At 39.3% G+C, this 24,190-nt stretch carries 16 protein-coding genes; 5 read left to right on the forward strand and 11 right to left on the reverse strand.

Annotated elements, in window-relative coordinates:
- Positions 1-238 precede the first annotated feature (238 nt).
- From iscB to NKR74_RS20350, 5 genes are all read right to left on the reverse strand, one after another.
- Positions 239-1,486 carry an RNA-guided endonuclease IscB gene (iscB, locus tag NKR74_RS20330; RefSeq protein WP_253630655.1) on the reverse strand — a complete coding sequence of 416 codons (1,248 nt, stop codon included), beginning with the start codon at positions 1,484-1,486 and terminating at the stop codon, positions 239-241.
- Between the two features lie 293 nt (positions 1,487-1,779).
- On the reverse strand, positions 1,780-2,472 hold the full coding sequence (locus NKR74_RS20335; protein WP_253630656.1) for a hypothetical protein: 693 nt from the start codon (positions 2,470-2,472) through the stop codon (positions 1,780-1,782).
- Positions 2,473-2,742: 270 nt separating this feature from the next.
- Positions 2,743-3,336, reverse strand: a complete 594-nt coding sequence (locus NKR74_RS20340) for a hypothetical protein (protein WP_253630657.1) — start codon at positions 3,334-3,336, stop codon at positions 2,743-2,745.
- 313 nt (positions 3,337-3,649) lie between these two features.
- Positions 3,650-3,799, reverse strand: coding sequence for a hypothetical protein (locus NKR74_RS20345; protein WP_003208774.1), 150 nt, complete (start codon positions 3,797-3,799; stop codon positions 3,650-3,652).
- Positions 3,800-3,816: 17 nt separating this feature from the next.
- Positions 3,817-4,080 carry a YtzC family protein gene (locus NKR74_RS20350; protein WP_253630658.1) on the reverse strand — a complete coding sequence of 88 codons (264 nt, stop codon included), beginning with the start codon at positions 4,078-4,080 and terminating at the stop codon, positions 3,817-3,819.
- Between the two features lie 105 nt (positions 4,081-4,185).
- On the opposite strand from NKR74_RS20350, the gene mnmL reads away from it, so the two are divergent.
- Together mnmL and mnmM are read left to right on the forward strand one after the other, a co-directional pair.
- Entirely contained in the window at positions 4,186-5,145 is a 960-nt protein-coding gene (mnmL, locus tag NKR74_RS20355; RefSeq protein WP_253630659.1) for a tRNA modification radical SAM protein MnmL/YtqA, read from the forward strand.
- Entirely contained in the window at positions 5,142-5,714 is a 573-nt protein-coding gene (mnmM, locus tag NKR74_RS20360) for a tRNA 5-(aminomethyl)-2-thiouridylate-methyltransferase MnmM (RefSeq protein WP_253630660.1), read from the forward strand. Before mnmL ends, mnmM begins: the two co-directional genes overlap by 4 nt.
- 263 nt (positions 5,715-5,977) lie before the next feature.
- Here mnmM and NKR74_RS20365 read toward each other — a convergent pair whose 3' ends face one another.
- Positions 5,978-7,039 (reverse strand): tetraprenyl-beta-curcumene synthase family protein, encoded by a 1,062-nt coding sequence (locus NKR74_RS20365; RefSeq protein ID WP_253630661.1) that lies wholly within the window; start codon positions 7,037-7,039, stop codon positions 5,978-5,980.
- 67 nt (positions 7,040-7,106) lie between these two features.
- Positions 7,107-7,898, reverse strand: coding sequence for an alpha/beta hydrolase (locus NKR74_RS20370; protein ID WP_253630662.1), 792 nt, complete (start codon positions 7,896-7,898; stop codon positions 7,107-7,109).
- Between the two features lie 74 nt (positions 7,899-7,972).
- Here NKR74_RS20370 and NKR74_RS20375 point away from each other — a divergent pair, with 74 nt between their 5' ends.
- The 3 genes from NKR74_RS20375 to NKR74_RS20385 all read left to right on the forward strand — a co-directional run bounded on the left by NKR74_RS20375 (position 7,973) and on the right by NKR74_RS20385 (position 10,393).
- The gene (locus tag NKR74_RS20375; RefSeq protein WP_230573575.1) at positions 7,973-8,488 is read left to right on the forward strand and encodes a gamma carbonic anhydrase; all 516 of its coding nucleotides are present in this window, start codon (positions 7,973-7,975) and stop codon (positions 8,486-8,488) included.
- A 143-nt stretch (positions 8,489-8,631) separates the two neighbouring features.
- Entirely contained in the window at positions 8,632-9,174 is a 543-nt protein-coding gene (locus NKR74_RS20380) for a phosphatase PAP2 family protein (RefSeq protein WP_253630663.1), read from the forward strand.
- Positions 9,175-9,247: 73 nt separating this feature from the next.
- The gene (locus tag NKR74_RS20385; RefSeq protein ID WP_098306633.1) at positions 9,248-10,393 is read left to right on the forward strand and encodes a glycosyltransferase family 4 protein; all 1,146 of its coding nucleotides are present in this window, start codon (positions 9,248-9,250) and stop codon (positions 10,391-10,393) included.
- Between the two features lie 123 nt (positions 10,394-10,516).
- Here the strand turns inward: NKR74_RS20385 and NKR74_RS20390 are convergent, their stop codons facing one another.
- From NKR74_RS20390 to NKR74_RS20405, 4 genes are all read right to left on the reverse strand, one after another.
- On the reverse strand, positions 10,517-11,116 hold the full coding sequence (locus NKR74_RS20390; RefSeq protein ID WP_098306631.1) for a CalY family protein: 600 nt from the start codon (positions 11,114-11,116) through the stop codon (positions 10,517-10,519).
- A gap of 349 nt (positions 11,117-11,465) precedes the next feature.
- Positions 11,466-15,602: a S8 family serine peptidase gene (locus NKR74_RS20395; protein ID WP_253630664.1), complete on the reverse strand. Its 4,137-nt coding sequence runs from the start codon at positions 15,600-15,602 to the stop codon at positions 11,466-11,468.
- 365 nt (positions 15,603-15,967) lie between these two features.
- Positions 15,968-20,116 carry a S8 family serine peptidase gene (locus NKR74_RS20400; protein ID WP_253630665.1) on the reverse strand — a complete coding sequence of 1,383 codons (4,149 nt, stop codon included), beginning with the start codon at positions 20,114-20,116 and terminating at the stop codon, positions 15,968-15,970.
- A gap of 406 nt (positions 20,117-20,522) precedes the next feature.
- Positions 20,523-24,059, reverse strand: a complete 3,537-nt coding sequence (locus tag NKR74_RS20405) for a S8 family serine peptidase (RefSeq protein ID WP_253630666.1) — start codon at positions 24,057-24,059, stop codon at positions 20,523-20,525.
- Positions 24,060-24,190: the final 131 nt, after the last annotated feature.

A 24,190-nucleotide genomic window follows, 5' to 3' on the forward strand; every position in this document is an offset into this window, starting at 1 on the left:
GTGCTTTGTTTTCCTGTTCCTATTTTGCTCTTTTCAAGCATGATCTGCCATTGATTAAACTTACATTTATCTTACATTTTTGTCATATACAAAAACGGCTCCATATGTTACGTGTAAACACGTAACATATGGAGCCGCTTGTTATTTTAACGTATTTCCGAAAGAAGTCCCCATCCTCAAGCGCGTAACAGGCAATAGCTTAGCGGTAAGGTGGGGATGAATTTCGGTTAGGCATAGTCTAACTCACTTGTAAAAACAACCAATTGTTATTATGGTGGATACATTCTATATCCGATATCTTCACTTGTTTATAAGATTTAGACGGATTTTGTATATAGTGTCCATCGATATCTTGTACGTACACCATTTTCCCTGTAAATCCCGTCACGAATCCTATTTGTCCAAATCCTTTCACCTTATTACCTAAATAGATTCCATCTACATGTGATGTATTTTTCTTATTTCGATTTGCCTTTGTATTTTTCGTTTTTCTTCCTTTTCTTGCAGTTGCTTCATGGAGAGAACGCTTTTTCTTTCTAAATTGCTTGATGCGAAATTCACCACTTTGATCATATTCTTGTAACCGTTTTGGATTTGTAATTGCAACGGCATCATTTACATGTGTTTTTGGTAAATGCAACTCTTTTCGTATCGGTGTTGTGTAACTGCCATACGTAATCTCACAATCTAAGCGTTTCATAATTTGCAAACGTAGTATATTCATAAAGGCCGTTTCTTTATATTGTTTTGGTTTCTTGAAACTGTGTTTGATTTTCCCTTTATGGAATTTTTGATGACATTCTTCATGTACAGTTACAAGGTTATCTGCCATATCGGAACCACCCTTATGGCGCTCAATGATGTGATGGGTATGCAAGATCCCACCTTTTTTCTTACAAATTTGACAGGTATATTGATCTCGCGCAAACACGTAATACCTTATATTCCAAAAGCCAAAGGCATCCCCTTGTTGATATTCTATTCCTTGTATGTCAGGTTTTTTTAGTTTTTGCGCATCAAATTTTCCTACTTCGACAATGACTTTTGGGGAAGGTAAGAGAGATTTGAATTTCTCTATCCAATGAATAACATTGTCGATTCGACTTTGAATGGAGGGCGGGAGCCAGCCTTCTTTCTTTTTTCGGTTCAGAAAACGTGCCTTTCGGTAGCGGGTTTTACGTTGTCTTCGACTTCTACGTAGTGTAGCTCTGAGGGTTAGGTTTTCTTTGACATCTTGACGTAACGCAATGGTTCCTTTTGTAAGTACCCTTTCTTCTGTGGTAATTGCAATGCCTACATACTTTGCGCCACTGTCAACGCCGATTGTAACAGGTTGTACCGTTTCTCCAGTAGCGTATTGGAGCTGAATGATAAATGGTGTGTATCCCACAATTTTTGCTTTTCCTTGTTTGAGAAGAAGGCGAGCCTTACGAGGACTGCAAGGCATAAGCAGTTCTCCTCTTAAATTCTTGACAAATACACGCATGTTTTGTCCCTCCTAAGAGTTTGTTTCCCTTCGCCAATGTTTGTAGGTGTTGGCAACTTCTTGGATAAGAAGGCTTGTGGTTGACCGTTCCTTCCCAATCAGAACTGTTACAGAGCCACCATAGAGCCAAGAACTAGGGAATCATTCTTGGGTATGCAACCTACGAACGGAGTCTATAAAAGACTAAGGCTAGACAACCAGGGCTTTTTACAAGCCCCCACTTCAAAACGCGTTAGCGTTTAAGTGGTGGGTAGTTGACGATATATGTTTTCATTTCACGCAATAAAGTGACATTACAACCGTGTGATCTTTCCAACGATCGCACTTGGATCTACATGTAATGTACCACCATATTCAACTTCATCCACATTGCAGTCTGGACCAATTTTTATATGACAACCAGACACAATTGATACATCTGTTTTACTTAAAGTAATGTCGTTTCCTTTTATCGTTTTACAAACAATTCTTTTCTTTATGCCTGGGATGAAACTTGTAAGAGATATAAATTTACGAGATGGCGCTAACGTGATTATGTCCCCTTCAACATTTTGCAATTCACTAGGTGCTATAAATCCTATTTCAATCTTTTTTGCTTGTAGATTTCCATTTACTCGAACAGCCCCTTGCACTGTAAGTGTTTCAGCACACACATCTTCCTTTATCGATAAAGTACCCGATGAGTGTATATGTTTTGCCTGTATTTTTCCTAATTTACAACTACCGGTGTTTTTTATTTCGTTAATTTGAGATACCCCTTCAATCTTGCATGTACCAGAATTACTAAAACTTTTAGCAATTAAACTTCCTCGAATGACGCAGTCCCCGATTATACTAAATTCATTAGCCTGTATATCCTTTTTAAAAGATGCAACACCTTTCACACGGACACTTTCGGCAATAACTGGTTGTGAAAAAGATTTACTTCCAAATACATTGAGTTTCTCCTGTACATGATTAGTTCTTGTCTCTATAGTATTTTTCATCTCTATTTCCTTCCCTTTATTTTCTCCGTCGTGTTGTATAAAAACTCAAGAATGTCAATATTCCTCTCTACATTAAATATACCACATATTACCATGTAGAATATAAAAAAGCTGAGCTCATGTAAGCTCAGCTTTTTTCATTTTATCCTTTTAAAATAAAAGCCACTCTAACAATGATATGCTCTCCTTACGAGAGCTTTGTTTTTTCTGTGTATGAGCTGCAATACAAAAAGGCAGCTGAGATCAGCCGCCCTTTTGTTCAAATTCATCTTATTTGTTAGCCTCAATTTCTTGTTGTAATTTCTGATTAGAATTTTGTAATTGTTGATCAAATTTTTCTAATGCAGCATTAATAGCTGTTTTGTCTTTCTTTTGAACAGCTGCTTTCAATTCTTTTTGAATACCACGTTCACCTTGTTCTTTACCTTTATCATGATCTTTATCTTCGTGTTTTCCAAATATCGCTTCTAATTGCTTATGCGCTTGTTCTTTTGTTAATTTCCCATCTTTTACTTGTTGTTTAATAGAATCAATTTCTTGTTTATGAGCTTCGTAAAAAGCTTTTCGTTGTGCCTTCTCTTGTGCCTCTTGTTTTTGGAAACCAGCTGTTTTGTGCAATTGTTGCTCTAAGTTTTTATGTGTTGCTAAATCTTGTGTAAGTTTAGTTTTCAAATCAGAAGAAGCGTATTGATTAATGATATTCGTAAGCTCCTTCTCATGGTTACCTTTATGGTGATGTTCCGCTGTTTCATGTGTAGCTGATTTGTTAGATGTATTGGAATGATTCATCACTGCACTTCCAGATGCTGGAGTCAATATTGTCGCTGCTAAAATAGGTGCAATCAAACTTGATCTTAATTTCATTTGAAATTCCTCCTAAAATACGTAATGACGTTACAAGTGGAATTATCGGACATGTTCCTTAACTTTTCCTTAACTTTTAAAAAGTACAAAAAAATAATAGAGGTCCTGACACAATACAAGATGCAATAAAGTGAAACTTCCATCAATGGGGGTTACTTCATCCTCCACTGATGGTTAGCCCGCCCAATCAGGCACATGCTAGCAGTTATTCCTCACCTATCTTCTTCGCTTTTCTCTCAATCTTGAGGTGGGGGTCTCATTGCCCTGAAATAGCGGGATAAAAAATAAAAACCAGGTCATACTTCGACCTGGCTTACTCTGATTGCTTTGATTTTTGTGGTTGCCCTTTTTTACGATTTCTTTGCTTCGCTTGCACCACTGGATCTAATTCATTTGAAAACTCGGCATTATGTCCGTTTTGTGTTTTTTGCTCTGGGTTATTTTGATCAGAACGTTTTGCCATTTATCTTTCACTCCTTATTAGTGCGGTGTAGTGATCATTTGATGCCGTAGTTGTTGAACTGCAAGACGAGCACGATATAATTGATCGCGCTGCTCAGCAGTTGCAAAGTGCTCCATTGTTTCAATTTCTGTATAAGCTTTTTCCAGTTGGAGCTGTGCATCTGAATAATTCATCTTATTGTAATGTTCTTGTCTCATGCCAATTTCTAACTGTTGTTTTGCGTATTCCATCGCCTGTTCTGCTTCATTCATGCATCGTTCAATTGCGCTACGCTCTGCCATCATGTTTCCTCCTTGCCTTTCATTTCTCCATTAGTCTATCCCTTCCATCTGAAGCTTATGAGTATGTTATAATGATTTTTGCTCATACCATTGAGGAGGCATAATATGAAAGCTCAAAATCCTTTCCCATATTCAAATGACAATAAACGTTATCATACATGGAACTATCACTTGCGCGGACATTTTGGCGAGAAAATCTTTAAAGTTTCCTTAGATGCTGGCTTCGATTGTCCAAACCGTGATGGCACAGTCGCATACGGCGGCTGTACATTTTGTAGTGCGGCTGGTTCTGGCGATTTTGCTGGTGACCGCCGTGATGATGTTGTTACGCAATATCATGAAATGAAAGAGAAAATGCATACAAAATGGAAAGATGGCAAATGTATTGCATATTTCCAAGCATATACGAATACACACGCTCCTGTTGAAGTGCTAAAAGAAAAATTCGAACCTCTTTTAAAGGAAGAAGGGGTTGTCGGTCTTTCTATCGCAACTCGTCCAGACTGCTTACCAGACGATGTTGTCGAATATTTAGCTGACTTAAATAAACGGACGTACCTTTGGGTTGAGCTTGGCTTACAAACTGTGCATGAACGTACAGCACTTCTTATTAACCGTGCTCATGATTATCCATCTTACGTAGAAGGTGTAAATAAACTTCGTAAGCATAACATTAACGTATGTTCACATATCATTAACGGTCTTCCGCTTGAAGACTATGACATGATGATAGAAACAGCGCGCGAAGTCGCAAAGCTTGATATTCAAGGTATTAAAATTCATTTGCTTCATTTATTGAAGGGAACGCCGATGGTAAAACAATATGAAAAAGGACAATTAGAATTCCTTTCTCTTGAAGATTACGTAAACCTTGTTGTTGATCAGCTTGAAATCATTCCATCTGACGTCATCGTACACCGCATTACAGGTGACGGTCCGCCCGACTTAATGATCGGTCCGATGTGGAGCTTGAACAAGTGGGAAGTATTAAATGCAATCGATGCTGAATTTATACGCCGCGGCAGTTGGCAAGGCAAATATGCAAATGAGGTGACGGAAGTATGAAATTAGAACGCATCTTACCTTTTGCACGCACACTGCTAGAGCGAGCAGTGAAAGAGGGAGATTATGCCATTGATGCAACGCTTGGCAACGGTCATGATACATGTTTTTTAGCAGAACTTGTTGGAGAAAACGGAAAAGTATTTGGCTTCGATATTCAAGAAGAGGCAATCACAAATTCAGCAATACGGCTAAAAGAAAAAGGACTAGCTGAGCGTGCCGTTCTTATTCATGATAGCCACGATACATTAGCAGACGTATTACCAGAGGATGCAAAAGGAAAAGTAACAGGAGCTATCTTTAACTTAGGTTATCTTCCTGGCGGTGATAAAAGCATCGTCACAAAACCGAACTCAACTCTTTCTGCCATCCAGCAGTTATTAGAAGTAATGGCACCGGAAGGAATCATCGTTCTCGTCATTTATCACGGACATCCAGAAGGACAAGTTGAACGCGATGCTGTTGTGAATTTTGCACAAGAGCTGGATCAAAAAGAAGCGCATGTACTGAAGTACGAATTTATGAACCAACAAAATAACCCGCCGTTTATTATTGCAATTGAAAAACGATAAAGCGTCTCGTCAATATATCGGCGCTTTTGAAATATATCGACCGTTTCTCATCATATATCGGCGCTTCGACACAATATAAAGTGAAACTTCCATCAGTGACGCTTTTCTCACTGATGGTTAGTTGAACCAATCGGGCTTTTACGGGCAGTTTTCTTCCCCGCTCTTCTCCAGCCTTTACTGCCCGTTAATGCGGGATAAAGACCGCTCTATAAAATTCGACGTGAATACCAAAAAAAATACGTGCATACTGCACGTATTTTTTATCACTGCGCCATTTTCTTTCGATACATCTTCCCATTCCAATAGAAAAAGCGCGAAGTAAGACCCCCATATTTCACAATACGCCGTGCCATCTGCTGCATTTCTTTTTGTTGCGACACTTTTTGGTCTGATAAATATATACCAAGCAGCCCACGGCTGATGAGGCGATGAAACTTCATATGCGGGATTTGTTCCAAACTTTTTTCCGCTTCCATCACAAAATGTTTCAATCTCTCAAGTGTTGCTTCTTTATTCTCATAATAACTACAAAAATTTAAATCTCCGCCAATGCGGTCTTCTTCTTGGTCAATGAAATAATCAAGTAAAATATGCAATCCTTGTACATATGGAAAATATCCTTGCTTAATTTTCATAATATCTTCGTCTGTTAATTCATCGTGGAACGCATACGCTACAAGACAGAAAATGCCGAGCGTTGAGCCTGCGCATGCGGAAAATTCAAACCAGCTCATCGGTGGTACATTTTCACGATGCACTGCAAACCACGTTTTTAGGCGCTCTTCTCTCTCTTCTAGCTTTACATGTTTATGAATTTGTAAATCACAATAATAACAAGCAAGCTCATGAAGAATTGGTGCAATCTTGTTATAATGCTTCGTTTTTGTAAGCACGTCCTGACACGTTTCTACAAGTTCATCTAAATAACCGCCATCATCTTGATCATCACGATAACGATAATAATTGCTTCCTTCACTTCCTGGCGTTAGCGCCGCGAGCATCGATTCATGAAGCGCCGCAAAATCATTCGGATCAAGCGATGTGCTGCGATCACATAAATTATCCAAGTAATCACTAATCGTTTGATACGCTACAATAAATCGAATACATTCCTCACGATGTTCATGAGCAAGCAGTGCTAAAATCCCACCGCCTTCACAATGAAACGTTTTATGCTCAATACTCGCTAACGCTTGGTTATGAAGCTCATCATTCGGAATATGATAGGCGCGTTCTTTCCAATTTGCGAGCTCATGGTGTACGACCGGAAACACATCTCGGTATACTTTCGCCATGAGCGTTATGGGGTTACTCGGTACTTTCACTTCTTTCTTCATCTCCTCTAATGAATATGGTCAAACATGTTCTAAATGTATTACGAATTTCATCTGTTTATTTGTCTTTCTGAATTAAATGTGTTTCTACAAATGATTTTGCATATGCGAAAACGTCATCTTTTTCATACTCATTAAATAGCTCATGATAACAATTTGGCCATTCCTTGTATGCTTTGTCACTAATTTTCAGATTATCAAACCATTTGCGGACACGTGTTTTATCTACAAGTTTATCCTCACATGCCTGCATTATCAAGAGTGGTACATCTGGAAATTCATCGCGTTTTTCATGGGCGACTTCTACAGCTTTAATTAACTCACTATACCAACGAACTGATACTTTGCGCAAGAACAATGAATCATTTTCCATCGCATCACGAATTTCATGATTACGTGTTGCCATTTCAACTGTAATAGTTGACTGAAACTGCATTTTCGGCGCAATAACATTCAGCACTTTTACAATGGTACGAAGCGGTACTTTAGGCATCGATACAACCCCTAAACACGGTGAAGTTAAAATTACTCCTTGCACATCCATTTTCGTTTCTTGCAGCACGCGAATAACCGTTAAGCCTCCCATACTATGTCCATATAGAAAAATAGGCAAGTAATATTTTCTCGCTTCTTTAATCCATGTCTTTACTTCTTCTATGTATTCATCAAATGAAGTAATATGTCCTCTATTTCTTGAAGTTGTTCCGTGCGCTGGTAAATCCCCCATCACCACATGAAAACCAATATGCCGCCACATTTCTGCAAGTGCCTCGTAACGACCATGATGCTCCATCGCACCGTGTACCATAACTATAACAGCTTTCGCCTCTTCCGCTTCATAATTCCACATAAAACTCCTCCGTTTCACTCTGTTTCAGAATTTGCTACACTTATATTAGTTTCTAGGAGAGGAAGGCTACTTATATGATTTATCCTTACAAAGACAAAAATCCCAAAATTGCTAATAGCGCGTTTATCGCTGACTATGTCACAATTACAGGTGATGTAACAATTGGTGAAGAATCAAGCATTTGGTTTAACACTGTCATTCGCGGAGATGTTTCTCCAACGATTATCGGAGACCGGGTCAATGTACAAGATCAATGTACACTGCATCAAAGCCCAGCATACCCGCTTATTTTAGAAGATGATGCAACAATTGGGCATCAGGTCATTTTACATAGCTGTACAGTGAAAAAAGACGCTTTAATCGGCATGGGGTCCATTATTTTAGACGGAGCTGAAATTGGTGAAGGTGCGTTTATTGGTGCCGGCAGTTTAGTACCACAAGGAAAGAAAATCCCGCCAAATACACTTGCATTCGGCCGCCCTGCTAAAGTTATTCGTGAGTTAACGGATGAAGACCGTAAAGATATGGCTCGCATCCGTCGTCAGTACGTCGAAAAAGGACAATATTATAAAGGTTTACAAACAAAATAATTTTTTAGCTGCCACTATACAGGCAGCTTTTTCTTTGCAAAATGCTACGTTTTCTTTACAAAATCTTATTATTCCCTCAATAAAATTTTATTAAAATAAAAGTAAATCTTCAAATATATATGTAGTGAGGAGGAGAATTTTTCATGAAAACTCGTTCCATAAGCTCCTTATATAAAATAGAGTGCTACATCTTCGAAGGAATTAATCGCTATTTTGAACGCAAAACATTAAACATCTTTTTTCGCACTATTACACATATGGGCAGTGCTACCGTTACGATTTCCCTCGTTCTATTCTTACTTTTTTTCACAAGCGGAACTTTACACGACGCATCAATTGCAAGTGCTATTTCCCTTGCGATTAGCCATATACCTGTGCAAATTCTAAAAAAGTTTTATCCAAGAAAACGGCCTTATTTAACAATTCTTAATGCAAAGTATCCAACAAATCCATTAGTAGATCATTCTTTTCCATCCGGACACACGACTGCTATCTTTTCTGTTATTATTCCTTTTTTATTATATGAACCAAGTATGACATTCTTGCTACTCCCAATAGCGATTAGCGTGGGCATTTCACGCATTTATCTCGGCTTGCACTATCCGTCTGATGTACTTGTTGGCATGTGCCTCGGAACAATATCCGGCATTGTTTCTTATTATCAATTCAGTCCACTTTTCATATAAAGTGAAACCTCTGAACCTTGAGGCGGGGGTCTTACTGCCTGTTAATAGCGGGATAGAAGAAGGAGGGGATTTGATGAAAATTGCCATCTTTACAGATACGTTTACACCGCAAGTGAACGGCGTTGCGAAAACACTCGATCGCTTTACACAGTATTTGCAAAAGCAAAATATCTCTTACTCAGTATTTGCACCGCAGCATACAGCGGAAGATAATTTTGTTACCAACGTCAATAAAATAAAAAGTATTCCACTTAAACTCTTGTATCCAGAGTGCCGATTCGCATTTCCAAATCCACGTTTCATCAAAAAAGAACTATTTCAATTTCAACCAGATATAATACATGTCGCAACACCGTTTAATATGGGACTTTGCGGCATGTATTACGCCAAAAAACTAAACATCCCTCTTGTCGGTTCGTATCACACAGATTTTGATGCGTATTTGCAATATTATAAAATTGAATTTTTCTCCAATATGTTATGGAACTATTTAAAATGGTTTCATAGCTCCCTACAGAAAACGTTTGTTCCTTCGTTTGAAACGATGCATCAATTACAGAAAAAAGGCTTCCAAGACTTATACTTATGGAGCCGCGGGGTAGATTGCAATCTATTCCATCCTCATTATAATCAGAACGTATTTCGAAAAAAATATAACATTACATCGCCATATATCCTCTCTTACGTTGGACGTTTAGCTCCTGAAAAAGATATCGAAACATTGCTGGCATTAATCCAAAAAACAACGAAAGAACGAAAAAACGATGTTCATTGGCTGATTGTGGGTGATGGCCCTCTCGCTGACGAAGTAAAAGACACAATTACAGAAAATGTAACATTTACTGGGTATTTAAAAGGAGAAGAGTTAGCTGAAGCATATGCTTGTTCAGATGTTATGGTATTCCCTTCTGCAACAGAAACGTTCGGAAATGTCGTCTTAGAATCCCTCGCATGCGGCACACCAGTGATCGGCGCAAATGCAGGCGGTGTGAAAAGCATTATTACGCATGAAACAACAGGGTTTCTTTGTAAGCCGAAACAAACGGACTCATTTTTATCTTCTATTTATACATTGCTTGATCAGAAAGAGAAACGTGAATACATGGGGCAACAAGGTAGAAGCTATGCTTTAACAAAAAGTTGGGATGAAATTTTTAATGATCTACTTATGCATTATGATGATGTCATTCAAAATCGAAAAGCAGAAATGCTGGCTTAAAATGAAACTTCTATATTGTACAAAGTATAGGAAGAGAGGTCATACTTCATAGTAGGACCTCTCTTTGTCTTGCACTTTATATAGTAGCTACATAGATTTCACAATTATAGATGACATTCGAGCTTATTTGTCTTTACCTTTTGTTTGAGTCGCATCGAACGTCCAGTTCAATTTCAATGTATCTCCTTGGAATACATTTTGATCTTCTCCATTATCTACAAATGTAAATTTCACATAGAAAGTGTCATCACTTCCTGGAGCAAGTCCGTTTCCTTCCCAGTTTACGACACCTTTTTGTACAAGATCAGGAATGTTACCATCAGCAGTAGCTTGTTTCAATTCAGACAAAGTAGTTTCCCATACAGGAACTGTGTTCTTGTCTATGTTCCATAAGAACTCCACTTTAATGTGATCGCCGAAATCAGCATTTCCGTTATCACCTTTTGCATCTGTTACAGTGTAGTCTGTAAGAAGATGAACGTCCTTAATTTTCAAAGTGCCGTTGTTGATTAAGTGGAAATCGCGTTCCACTTGGTCACCTGGTTTGATTTTGTCAACATCGATGATAACTTGTGGATCAATGCTCAAATCTAATGTACCAGCCGCAAACGTGTTTTGTGATACTTCTTTATCACTGAAGTACGCAAACGTTCCGCCTCCAATTAAAGATAAACCAAGAACTGCAGATGCAACACCCATACCAAGCTTTTTCTTAAGACTCATTTTAATAATCCCCCTATTTTTAGAATGTTTAAACTTTTTAAAAGCCAATAAGTTCATATGAGATAAAACAAAATCAAATAGCTCGTTCTCTTCAAGTTCTTAATAAAGAACTTTCGATTTTATTCAAGAGCGACTATCGATATTTAAAGAAGATGAAATTTCTCCTCTTTTATCAACAGCCGCTCCTAAGACATCTTCTTTTTATCCCGCATTAACGGGCAGTAAGACCCCCACCTCAAGATTGAGAGAAAGCGAAGAAGATAGGCGGGGGGTAACTACCCGTAAAAGCCCGATTGGTTCAACTAACCATCAGTGGCGGATAAAGCCCCCCACTGATGGAAGTTTCACTTTATTTCTTCGGCTCTAGACCGATAAGGCTCAGGAAGTATTTCAGATCTTTTTTACCGATTGTTTCTTTTGGCTTGACCACCTCTGGAACGCCAACTTCTTTTTGTAAGAAGTTTTCCTCAACGAAGCGGACATCTGTCTCGTCTACGACACCGTCTTGATTAATGTCTTGCGGCAAGATAGATGCATCTTTCTTACCGTATACATCGACTACACTTTGCATATCACGAATATCAATCAATCTATCATCATTCACGTCTCCTGCAAGACCTTTTAGGGCAGCAAATCTAAAGTTTTGCCCACGCTGTTCACCGTTTACCAAATATCCAGGAATAAACTTCTTCATTGCTTTTAGATGTCCTGGAACCTCAGCAACAACTGTGAATACTTCACCAGAAGCTGGGATACCGGTGATACGGTATTCTCCTTGTTTATCAATGGTTCCCTTATATTTTTTACCGCTCGGAGACAGCGCATATACTTGGGCACCGATTTTTGTATAATCTCCCTGTTTCAAATAACCGCCTGCTGTTAAAAATGCTTCCGGCCCTATATAGCCTGTCACAGTCGAATGCTTCGTAATGATGTTAACATTTTGCGTATTGTAAAAAGGAATGGCAGTAGCTGCCGCTTGTCCCACTTTCATATAAGATGCCTGTTTTACATCCATAAAGATATCGCCAGAATACGATTCATCATGTACTACTTTGAACGTGACATCAAGGAAAGGCAGATCTCCGTCCAGACCGCTGAATGCATTCCCTTTCATAGATGCGCCAACCTTTACCGTACTAAAGTAATCGCCATCCGCCACCACAGGCTCTTGTAGTGATACCTCCAAGCCATTTTCCTTTACATACTCGTTTGCCGCATTGTTCAGCTTCACATTCTCAAACTTAAACAGATCTTTGATGAACTCTACCTGGAATTCCCCAGATACAAGCTGCTTCACATTATTCAAGCTCAGTGTCATTGTTACGGTATCACCGACTTTTACGTCTTTCTTATCGTAACTAGAAGTCGTATACTCTGTACCTTCTTTCATGAAGATATAGTCTTGTCTACCAACGGCCGTTGCCATATCAAACGTAGTCAACTTAAATTTTAAAGGTTGTGTTGCAATATCGCTTTCCTCAATTCCAAATTTTACATCTCCGTTTGCTTGGATCGGGAAGAATGCCTCTATGAATCCAGAGTTTCCATAGTAAGCCATTGTATTGGACGATTGATCATAGTTCAACCCTTTGGATTTTAATAGATTTACTGTCGCATCCTTGGCTGTTCCATGCAGCCATACTGCTTTTTGTCCATCCTCTACTGTAAACATGGAGTCATTAATCTCGATTACACCCGGTTTTTTATCCATGTTCACTTCCGGTGCTGTATTGTCCACAATCATCGGATTGCCTACAACATATGATTTTCCTTCCTCATCATGCCCAATCATTTCAATTGTATAGTCTCCTTCTGGAAGTTTCACAGGGACATCTCCAATTGGCTTGGAAGGATCATTTGTAAATGGATAGACATAGCTATTGAATAACATTCCGCCATACGCTCTATCTGTCATCATGTTGCTGGCGTCTATCGTTCCAGTCAGTCCTACGGCTTTCCCCGATTTGCTGTCCTTGACAACTATATCGATTGTTTTCATTGGGCTATTCAACTTCATTTTTCCAAGGATGAATGGCCTCATGTATTGCCAGAAAGGCGTATTAGTTGTTACCGATGGTCGTTCCGTTTCCATATAGGCAAATCCCTTTTCCGTCACCATGACAGCGAATGGAATTTGATACGTTTCGGCCGAATTCTTCGCATTCGTTACATGAATATATCCTTCATATCTGCCTGCCGCTGCGCTAGCAGGAATCGTAATTTTCGGCTCTAGCTCCTGCGATTGTCCACTTGCTACTGTAAGAGATGCCGGCACCTCAACTTGTACACCGTTTTTCACCGCATCTTGAATACCTGTACGCTCGCCGTGATACTCCACTTCCACTTTAAATGATTTTTCTTCCTTGCTGTGGTTTTGAACAGCCACTTTTTTGCTCACTTCAATTGGTTTATCACCTTGTTTATAATATCTGCCGAACACGATGGAGCCCGTTTGTTCATCAATTTCGACAACGTTTCCATTCTCTACATTTTGCGTTTTGTCCAATACTTTGATGGATGTGTCTGTATGAACGGCTTGATACGCATCGATGCGCCCAGCACCCGCTTCGTATACGGAATAGTTCCCGTTCAAATCATCTGATGTATTCATAAGAGCCGACTTTACATCGAAAGGAGTATATTCTGGATGCTCCTGTAAAATCAATGCCGCTGCACCTGCCACGTGAGGAGTCGCCATGGATGTACCAGACAAGCGTACATATGCATTGCTGTAATTCACGCCGTCCTGTGGATCGTTGATATACTCCGGTGCAGTAGAGAAAATCGACACACCAGGAGCGACTACATCTGGCTTAATATCGTAGTTTCCGTTTACCGGCCCACGTGAGCTGAAATCAGCTAAGTGATCGCCTTCCGTTTTTGTATTGCTCAATGTTTCGAATTTGAAAGATACTTCACCTAGTCCCTTTAACCGTTCGCCATCCGCTTTTGAGAGGCGGAAAGATGGAATAAGACCTACACCCTCACCTAAGTAGGCAGGTATTTGTCCGTCGACATTGTTATATACGATAACCGCTTTTGCCCCGGCTTTTTTGGCGTTTTTGATTTTTTCATCAAACGTAATTTCCCCGCGCTGAATCAACGCAATTTTTCCGTTTAAATCTTTTCCCGCAAAATCAGATTCTTTCCCAAGTCCCGCAAATACAATTGGTAAGGATTGTCCTTGTAAATCTTCTAACTTATCAGGAAAATCTTTGCCTAATAACTGCATGTTTTCAAACTTTTCATTGGATACACTTGCACTGAATGTAGGAATAGACATGGAAACATCGCTTGCCCCTACTGAAATACCAAGAGCTGCCGCTCCTGGGGAACCGAGAGTTTTTTCATTCGGTCCGGAGTTTCCTGCGGCAACAACAGTCACCACACCTGAAAGCATGGCGTTATTCGTCGCGACGGAAGTAGCATATAACGGATCATTTGTCTGGGCACCTAGCGACATATTGATGACGTCCATACCATCTTCAATCGCTTTATCGATTCCAGCAAGGATTCCCTCTGTATATCCAGCTCCCCATGGTCCTAAAACTCTGTAAGAATATAAATCTACTTCAGGTGCCACACCTTTCACAGCATAATCGGCATTGTTTTTCTTTTGAGCTGCAATCGTTCCAGCTACATGTGTACCATGATTTGTGTAATATACATAACCTGGATATTCTGGTTTACCAGCTTGTATCCAATCCTCGTATGTTGTTTCCATCGGATCTGCATCGTTATCTACAAAATCGTATCCGCCTTTATAAGCATCTTTTAAGTCAGGATGATTATAGTCAACACCTGTATCAAGAACGCCGACTTTAACCCCTTTACCTGTAATGTTCTCTGCATGAAGCTTGTCCACGCCAATTTGCGGGATGCTGTCCGCCATTTTTGGCTGGATTTCTTTTTGCGTTTCTGCTGGAGGTTCTACTTTTACCTCATAATCTTTAAAGACACGTTTTACGACTCCAGATTGCAGCAAATCCTGCACTGCAACACCAGGTAAAGTCATCGCTACGCCGTTGATCGCATTTTTGTATTCGCGTGTAACCTTCATTTTTTTCGTATCGTACGTGCCGGCATCCTTCTTCGATTTCAAGGATTCGACATGTTGCTTAAACACTTTATGTTCTTCATCCACTTTTGCTTGCGCAGCACTAGAAGATATTTTCTTTCCTTTTGCCGCTTGTTTCATCACTTCAATTTTCGCTGGAGCCTGATTGAATTCCACGATAACTTTGACTAACTCAGGACTATTAGAATCAATATCAGGCGAAATCGTAAAGTTAGGATTTACATCTAATTGCTCTAAAGCCTTTCTTTGATCCGCAGACAGGCTCGTCAAGACTTTCTCCGCATTATCAACTGGATTCAGTGCAACCGGGCTTTCTGCCAATACGTTATACGGAATGCCTTGTGACAATAGCATACCTACAGCTAACGTTCCTATAAGAAGCTTTCCTTTTTTTCTTCTCTTCATAGCGCATCTCCTTTTCCTCATATAATTGTTTTACAAACAATCCGTGAAACTAGTAAACTAAGATGCCATTCTGAAAATCAAACAAAAGAAGTAACCTTTAAAGCTATCGATCTCACTTTGTGTAAAAATATAGTGGATAAAATCTATCATTAGATTAAGTTAGAAATCATTAGTGAGGGATGAAGAAAGTCCCCCACTAATGGAAATTTCACTTTATCCCGCATTAACGGGCAGTAAGACCCCCACCTCAAGATTCAGAGGAAAGCGTGGAAGATAGTGGGGATAACTGCCCGTAAAAGCCCGATTGGTTCAACTAACCATCAGTGGGGGATGAAAAACCCCCCACTGATGGAAGTTTTACTTTATTATTTCGATTTCGGCTCCAAACCGATTTGACGCAGGAAGTCTGCCAGTCCTTTTTTGCCGATTGTTTCTTTTGGCTTAACAACTTCTGGAACGCCGACTTCTTTTTGCAAGAAGTTTTTCTCAATGAAGCGGACATCTGTCTCGTCTACGACACCGTCTTGATTGATGTCTTGCGGCACGATGGATGCATCCTTCTTACCGTATACATCAACTACACTTTGCATATCGCGAATATCAATTAATCTATCACCATTCACGTCCCCTGCAAGATTTTTAACACCTATTCTAACATGTTGCCCGCGCATCTCACCGTTTACAGAATATCCAGGAATGAATTTCTTCATCGCTTTGAGATGTCCCGGAACATCAATAACAACTGTGTATGCTTCATTAGAAGCTGGGATACCATAAATGGTGTAGAATCCTGTATTATCAATTGTTCCCTTATATTTTTTACCGCTTGGGGACATCGCATATACTTGAGCACCGATTTTTGTATAATCCGCTTTTCTCAAATACTGAGAGCCCTCATTCCCAATGAAAAATGCTTCCGGTCCGATAGAACCCTGCACTCTCGAATGCGTTGGAATGATGTTAAAACTTTCCGTGTTATAAAAAGGAATGGCAGTAGCTGCTGTTTGTCCCGCTTTCATATAAGACGCCTGCTTTACATTAAATGTAGTAGCTTGATCGAAATATGCATCACTTACTAATTTGAACGTGACATCAAGGAAAGGCATATCTCCATCCATACCGCTGAATGCATTCCCTTTCATAGATGCGCCAACTTTCACCGTATTAGTGTACATTCCTTCTATCACCACAGGTTCTTGCAGCGATACTTCCAAGCCTTTTTCCTTTACATACTCGTTTGCCGCATTGTTCAGCTTCACATCCCCAAACTTATACAAGCCTTTGTCGAATTCGACCTGGAATTCCCCAGATACAAGCTGCTTTACATTATTGAGGCTGAGTGTCATCGTAACTGTATCGTCAACTTTTACGTCTTTCTTATCATAACTAGAAGTCGTATATTCCGTACCTTCTTTTACGAAGACATATTTTTGTTTACCAACTGCCGTTGCGATATCAAACGTAGTCAAGTTCAAATTTAAAGGTCCTTTTGCAATATCACTTTCCTCAATTCCAAACTTTACATCTCCGTTTGCTTGGATCGGGAAGTATCCATCTATGAACGGAGAGTTTGCAGAGTAACCCATTTGGTTGGAAGTTTGATCATAGTTTAAGCCTTTTGATTTTAATACATCTACTGTGGAATCTTTAGCTGTTCCATGCAGCCATACTGCTTTTTGGCCATCTTCTACTGTGAACATGGAGTCATTAATTTCAATTATACCCGGTTTTTTATCCATATTTACTTCTGGTGCTGTATTGTCCACGATAAGCGGATTGTCTGCAACATATGATTTCCCTTCCTCATCATGCGCAATCATTTCCAGTATATAATCGCCTGCTGGAAGCTTCACAGGAAGATCGCCAATCGGCTTGGAAGGATCATTTGTAAATGGATAGACAGTACCGCTGAATGCTCCTATAAGAAAAGTTTCTGTGTCTGTCAGTAATTTGCTGGTATTCGCTGTTCCTACAAAACCTACAGCTTTTCCTGTTTTACTGTCTTTGACAACTATATCGATTGTTTGCATCGGACTATTCAACTTCATTACTCCGTGGACCACAGGATCTAAATATTGCCAGAAAGCTGTCGTGTTTGTTACGGATGGTTTAGTCGTTTTTATATATTCAAATCCTTTTTCCGTCACCATGACAGCGAATGGGATTTGATACGTTTCGGCTGGATTGTTCGCATTCATCACATGGATATACCCTTCGTATCTTCCTTTCGCTGCGCTAGAAGGAATCGTAATTTTTGGCTGTAGCTCCTGTGATTGTCCGCTTGCCACTGTAATGGATGCCGGTACCTCAACTTTTACACCGTTCTTCACTGCATCTTGAATACCTGTACGCTCGCCGTGATACTCCACTTCCACTTTAAATGATTTTTCTTCCTTACTATGGTTTTGGACAGTCACCTTTTTGCTCGCTTCAATTGGTTCATCACCTTGCTTAACATGTCTGCCAAACACGATGGAGCCTGTTTGTTCGTCAATTTCAACAATATTTCCGTTCTCGATATTTTTTGTTTTGTCTAATACTTTGATGGAAGTGTCCGTATGAACAGCTTGATATGCGTCGATGCGCCCTGCACCCACTTCGTATACGGAATACTTCCCATTCAAATCATCAGATGTATTCATAAGAGCCGCTTTTACATCGAAAGGAGTGTATTCTGGGTGCTCCTGCAGAATCAATGCCGCTGTACCTGTCACGTGAGGAGTCGCCATAGATGTACCTGATAAGCGTACATATGCATTACTGTAATTAATACCGTCCTGCGGATCATTGATATATTCTGGTGCAGTAGAGAAAATCGACACACCAGGAGCAACTACATCCGGCTTAATATCATAATTTCCATTTACCGGCCCACGTGAACTGAAATCAGCTAAGTGATCGCCTTCCGTTTTTGTATTGCTCAGCGTTTCGAATTTGAAAGATACTTCTCCTAGTCCCTTTAACCGTTCACCATCCGCTTTTGATAGACGGAAAGATGGAATGAAATCCACACCCTCGCCTAAGTAGGCAGGTATTTGTCCGTCGACATTGTTATACACGATAACAGCTTTTGCTCCGGCCTTTTTGGCATTTTTGATTTTTTCATCAAACGTAATTTCTCCGCGCTGAATTAACGCAATTTTTCCGTTTAAATCTTTCCCCGTAAAATCAGCTGGTTTACCAAGTCCTGCAAATACAATTGGTAACGATTGTCCTTGTAAATCTTCTAACTTATCAGGAAAATCTTTCCCTAATAACTGCATGTTTTCAAACTTTTCGCCCGCTGCACTTGCGCTGAATGTAGGAATGGACATGGAAACATCGCTTGCCCCTACTGAAATACCGAGAGCTGCCGTTCCCGGAGAGCCGAGCGTTTTTTCGTTCGGTCCAGAGTTACCTGCGGCAACAACTGTTACCACACCTGAAAGCATAGCGTTATTTGTCGCGACAGAAGTAGCATATAACGGATCGTTCTTCTGAGCACCAAGTGACATATTGATAACGTCCATACCATCTTCAATCGCTTTATCTATTCCAGCAAGAATTCCTGCTGTATTTCCTCCGCCCCAAGGGCCTAATACTCTATACGCATATAAATCTACTTCAGGTGCCACACCTTTCACAGCATAATCCGCATTATTTTTCTTTTGAGCTGCAATCGTTCCAGCTACATGTGTACCATGATTTGTGTAATATACAAGGCCTGGATATTCTGGTTTACCAGCTTGTATCCAATCCTCGTATGTTGTTTCCATCGGATCTGCATCGTTATCTACAAAATCATATCCGCCTTTATAAGCACCTTTTAAGTCAGGATGATTATAGTCAACACCTGTATCAAGAACGCCGACTTTAATCCCTTTACCTGTAATGTTTTCTGCATGGAGCTTGTCCACGCCAATTTGCGGAATGCTGTCCGCCATTTTTGGCTGGATTGTTTCTTTTGTTTCTACCGGAGGTTCCACTTTTACCTCGTAATCTTTAAACACACGTTTTACTACGCCGGATTGCATCAACTCCTGCACTGCAACACCAGGTAAAGTCATCGCTACACCATTGATAGCGTTCTTGTATTCGCGTGTGATCTTCACTTTTTGCGTATCGTAAGTGCCGGCATCCTTCTTCGATTTTAAGGATTCGACATGTTGTTTGAACACTTTATGCTCTTCATCCACTTTTGTTTGCGCAGTAGTAGAAGCTATTTTCTTTCCTTTCGCCGCTTGTTTCATCACTTCAATTTTTGCTGGAGCCTGATTGAATTCCACGATAACGTTAACTAATTCAGGACTATTAGAATCAATATCAGGAGAAATCGTAAAATTAGGACTTACATCTAACTGTTCCAACGCTTTTCTTTGTTCTGGTGATAGATTCATCAATACCTGTTCCGCATTATCAACTGGATTCAGTTCAACCGCGCTTTCTGCCAATACGTTATACGGAATGCCTTGTGACAATAGCATGCCAGCAACTAACGTCCCCGTAAGAACCTTTCCAAATTTCCCTCTTTTCATACAAGTTCCCCCGTCTAAATTTATTTTTATCTGTAGTCAGTGTATAACATAAATTTACGAAGCTATTAGACTACGATTCTACTTTCTTATTGTATTAAATTAAAACTTTTCTGAAAATTAACAAAAAGGAATATTTTTTATAGTTATTAGTTCTATACCGTATAGTACAAAAGAACTACTTTATAATTTAAAAGAAAATGAAATAGCAGAAGTAATACGTTCCTTTTGTAATGGCACAATGCGACGAACAAAAAAGACCCAAGTGAATAATCCTCACTTGGATCATGATTTAGTCACGTTAGCGATTTTATTCGCTGATAGGAAAGTATTTTACTTTCCTATCAGTCATACGTGTAACTACACCTCTGTCCTCGCTCTTAGGGGCTCGCCAATCGGCGAGTTTTCTCTATGATTGTTGACGAACCGTGACTTGCTTAGGTTCTGTTGTAACTTTAAAACCGTCTTTTGTAACCACATCAGCTAAGATCGTATACGTTCCATTTGGAAGATCCGCATTAGGTACCCATTGTGTTTTCAGTGTATGTTCATTTTTCACTTCAAACGAATCGACTATCTTTCCACTTGCATCTTTAACATTAATCGTCCAGTCTACTCTAGCATAAGCCCAGGCACTAATATTTGCAGGTTTGCTTTTGTTAATATTTGCAGTCGGAGTTATACTGATCGTTTGTACAGCCATAGTATATTTAATATAGCTCGGATCTCCCCAAACTTTGTACGATTGATTTCCTGCATAATCAATGGCTAGAATAATAATACTTTTCGGTTCTGTATTAACTAAGAAAGATTTTTGCTCAAGACCTAGTGAATAATATTGTCCATTCACCCATACAACAGCAGAATTAAAGTCACTTGCATTGTCTTGCGGATTGAAGGAAATTTCATATTTTCCGTTCTTTGGCGTTACTGTAATATCTGAAACGGTCGGAGCGATGGAATCTACCGTAACTGGCATTTTAACAATCTGTGGCTTTGCGTTTGAATAATCTAATGTTGTTTTGATAACATATTGATAAACACCATCAGGCACATATTGTCCGGATGAGTCTTTCATATCCCATTTATATCCGTCATACTTTGTATCCCCATATGACATTATATTTTTTCTAAATTTCCATGGAGTACCAGTATATTCACTAAAGTCACCTAAGTTTTTAATGAGATTTCCAGATTGATCTTCAATATACATTTCAGTTTTGTCTAAACTACGTAAGGCTTGGAATGACGGATAGATACCATCGAGTATATAGTTTTTCGAGAATGCAATATGGTTAAGACTGAACCTTCCAGTATATGGGTTATATCCTAATGGATATCTTTCTGAATTCTCATCCCAAAGGGCCGTATATCCTACAAACGCATCCTTCTCCCATGCAGGTGCGTCGATATTTCGTGGTTCATCCCATTTTCCATAGAAGCCCATATATGGAATAGTTAAAGGAACTGCTTTATCCTGGTCTTTAGCAACCGGAACGAGACGAACAAATCCTTCTACAAAACTATTTTTCTTTAAGGAATCTGGTAAAGTTACATTAACAGTCAGCATTTTTGTTTGACCTGGTTTGATTTTAACTAATGCTCCTTCTGTTTCTGTAACTGTATTATCATTGACAGTGACTGTCGCACCATTAATACGTTCACTAGTTAATGTTAAATACTCTTTTGAATCCAATTGCCCATCACTATCTAAATCAAATTCCTTCATTTCCGTCTTATCTTTTAATACATCTACATAAACTTTATATTCAATATCATCACTACTATTTTTACCTTTAGGAGCGTCGAATGCTTCCATGTTTAATTTGAAACTTGTATTTTGACCTATTTCCTTTAAAGCAACCGCTCCAGCTTGTTCTAAAGGCGCATTTCCATTTGTCACAATGACTGGTGTATGAATGGCATTTTGAATTTGCATTAGACCTGACCCTTGTACACGTGGTGAATATGGAACTTCTCCATTTGTCCTTGGATCCATGGCAATATTAGCTGTATTCATTAAAGCAAGTTTTGCTTTTAAAACTGTATCTTCTGAATGGGTTAATCCTTTTTGATAAAGGGCCTGCAATAACAATGCCGAACCGCCTGCAACATGAGGTGCTGCCATGGATGTACCGCTCATCATTTCATAATCATTACCTGGTACAGTGGAATAAATATTTCCACCAGGGGCAGAAATTTCTGGCTTAAAATCTAATGTATGTGGAGTACCCATCGATGAAAAACTAGACATACTATCTTTTGCTGGGTTATCAACGAAAGTATCGCCTGCGAATTTCATACTTACATATTGACCGCTTGGCAGACTATTCATTTTACTCAGTAATGCTTCACCTGCAGCTTTACTTGTTGACGCCGTTGGTGTTGCAGTTGGCGTTACTGGTAGAGTAGCATAATCTGACCAATTTGCAGGTGGTATCATAATAATCGCCTTTGCTCCTGCACTCTTTGCTGTCCACTGAATGGATGAAACAGTACTATATGAATTTAATAGTTTAACTACTGCAATGTAGCCAGTTTTGCCTTTAGGATAATCTAATGCATTCTTTCCTTCCCCAACATATACCAAATCATAAGGTACATCTGGTGAAAGAACCTTAGAGACTTTAAAATTATACGATGCTGGAAATTGCGTTTGATCTTTGAACGGTACCGAAAAACCACTTGCATCTGCTAATGCATTTAAATGAAGTTTAGTATTTTCATAGGAAGCAACCGATAACGCATATGGACTTACACCCGGTGCACCAACTGTTCCAATATCAGGATTTTCTGCATATGGTCTTAATGAAGAGGGAATGATATTATTTTTCGTACTGTAGGCTGAATTACCAGCTGCCGCTACAACAAGGGTGCCTTGTTCTGTCGCAACTCGAATTGCTTTTTGGATCGGATCAAACTCTTCATCTACATAGCCTGCATCGGCACCTAAGCTCATGTTTATTACATCTGCATCCAATGTAATGGCATGCTCAATTCCTGCTATAATATCATCCTCATAGGCACCGCCATTACCACTATCAGAAAATACCTTCTCAGCTAATAGTTGAACACCTGGTGCAATACCCTCGACACCGCCATTCGTTTCGTCGCCATTTGCTCCAATTGTACCAGCCACGTGTGTACCATGCGGGCTGCCTTTTGTTCCCGGAATGACATTGGTATCATTGTCTGCCCAATCATATCCTGTTGGAATTTTATCAGAATACCAAATTTCGTTTACATCTGTCTCAACAAATTTTGGATTAATTTTATCTTGAGTCCATTTTTCTTTCGTTTTGGCTGTGTCAGATAGTTTCATATCTTTGTGCGTATAATCAATCCCGGAGTCTACGACCGCTACTACTAATCCTTCACCTTTATAACCATATTGTTCCCATACTTTTTGAGCTTGTACTAATTCTTTACTTGCTCCCATCGTTTCCTGGTATGTTCTAGCAACATGGACATTCATAACCCCTGGAATAGACTGGATATCTTTAATATTTTGAAACTCTGTTTCTACACTGAACCCGTTAAACCCTTCGAAAAAACGATGCTTCACTTTAATAGAAGCATTTGATTTAGAATTTTTTTCTTTTGAGATTTGTTCGATTACTTTGTCTTGCTTTTGTTTATATAAAGCTTTTTTGCTTTTGGCTGTTTGCTCAATTTCTGTTGGTTGTTCAACTTCTACGATTAAGCGAACAGTATCATTCGGTTTATATGCTGTAGCCAAACCTTCTTTTTTAACGTCTTTATATAGGGAATCATCTTCACCTGTTTCGATCTTATCCTTATCAAAAAATAATTGTCCTCTTTGTTCCACAATTTCTTCAACCATTTGCGACTCAGCAGGCGTAACATCGCCTTCTGCAAAAACTGTAAGTGATGTAAAGAATAATGACATGATAGCTGCTGTGGTCATTACTTTAAATGTCTTCATTTTTCTTATCTCCTTTTTTTATTATTAAATAAATATCTTTCTTTTGTCATAAAACGTAATGATTACGTTTTATATTACAAATTTAGTATAATACCTCTTTTGGAACGTTGCAATAAATAGTAATGATTACG

It is taken from the genome of Bacillus sp. 3103sda1, assembly GCF_024159135.1.
Taxonomy (GTDB): domain Bacteria; phylum Bacillota; class Bacilli; order Bacillales; family Bacillaceae_G; genus Bacillus_A; species Bacillus_A rhizoplanae.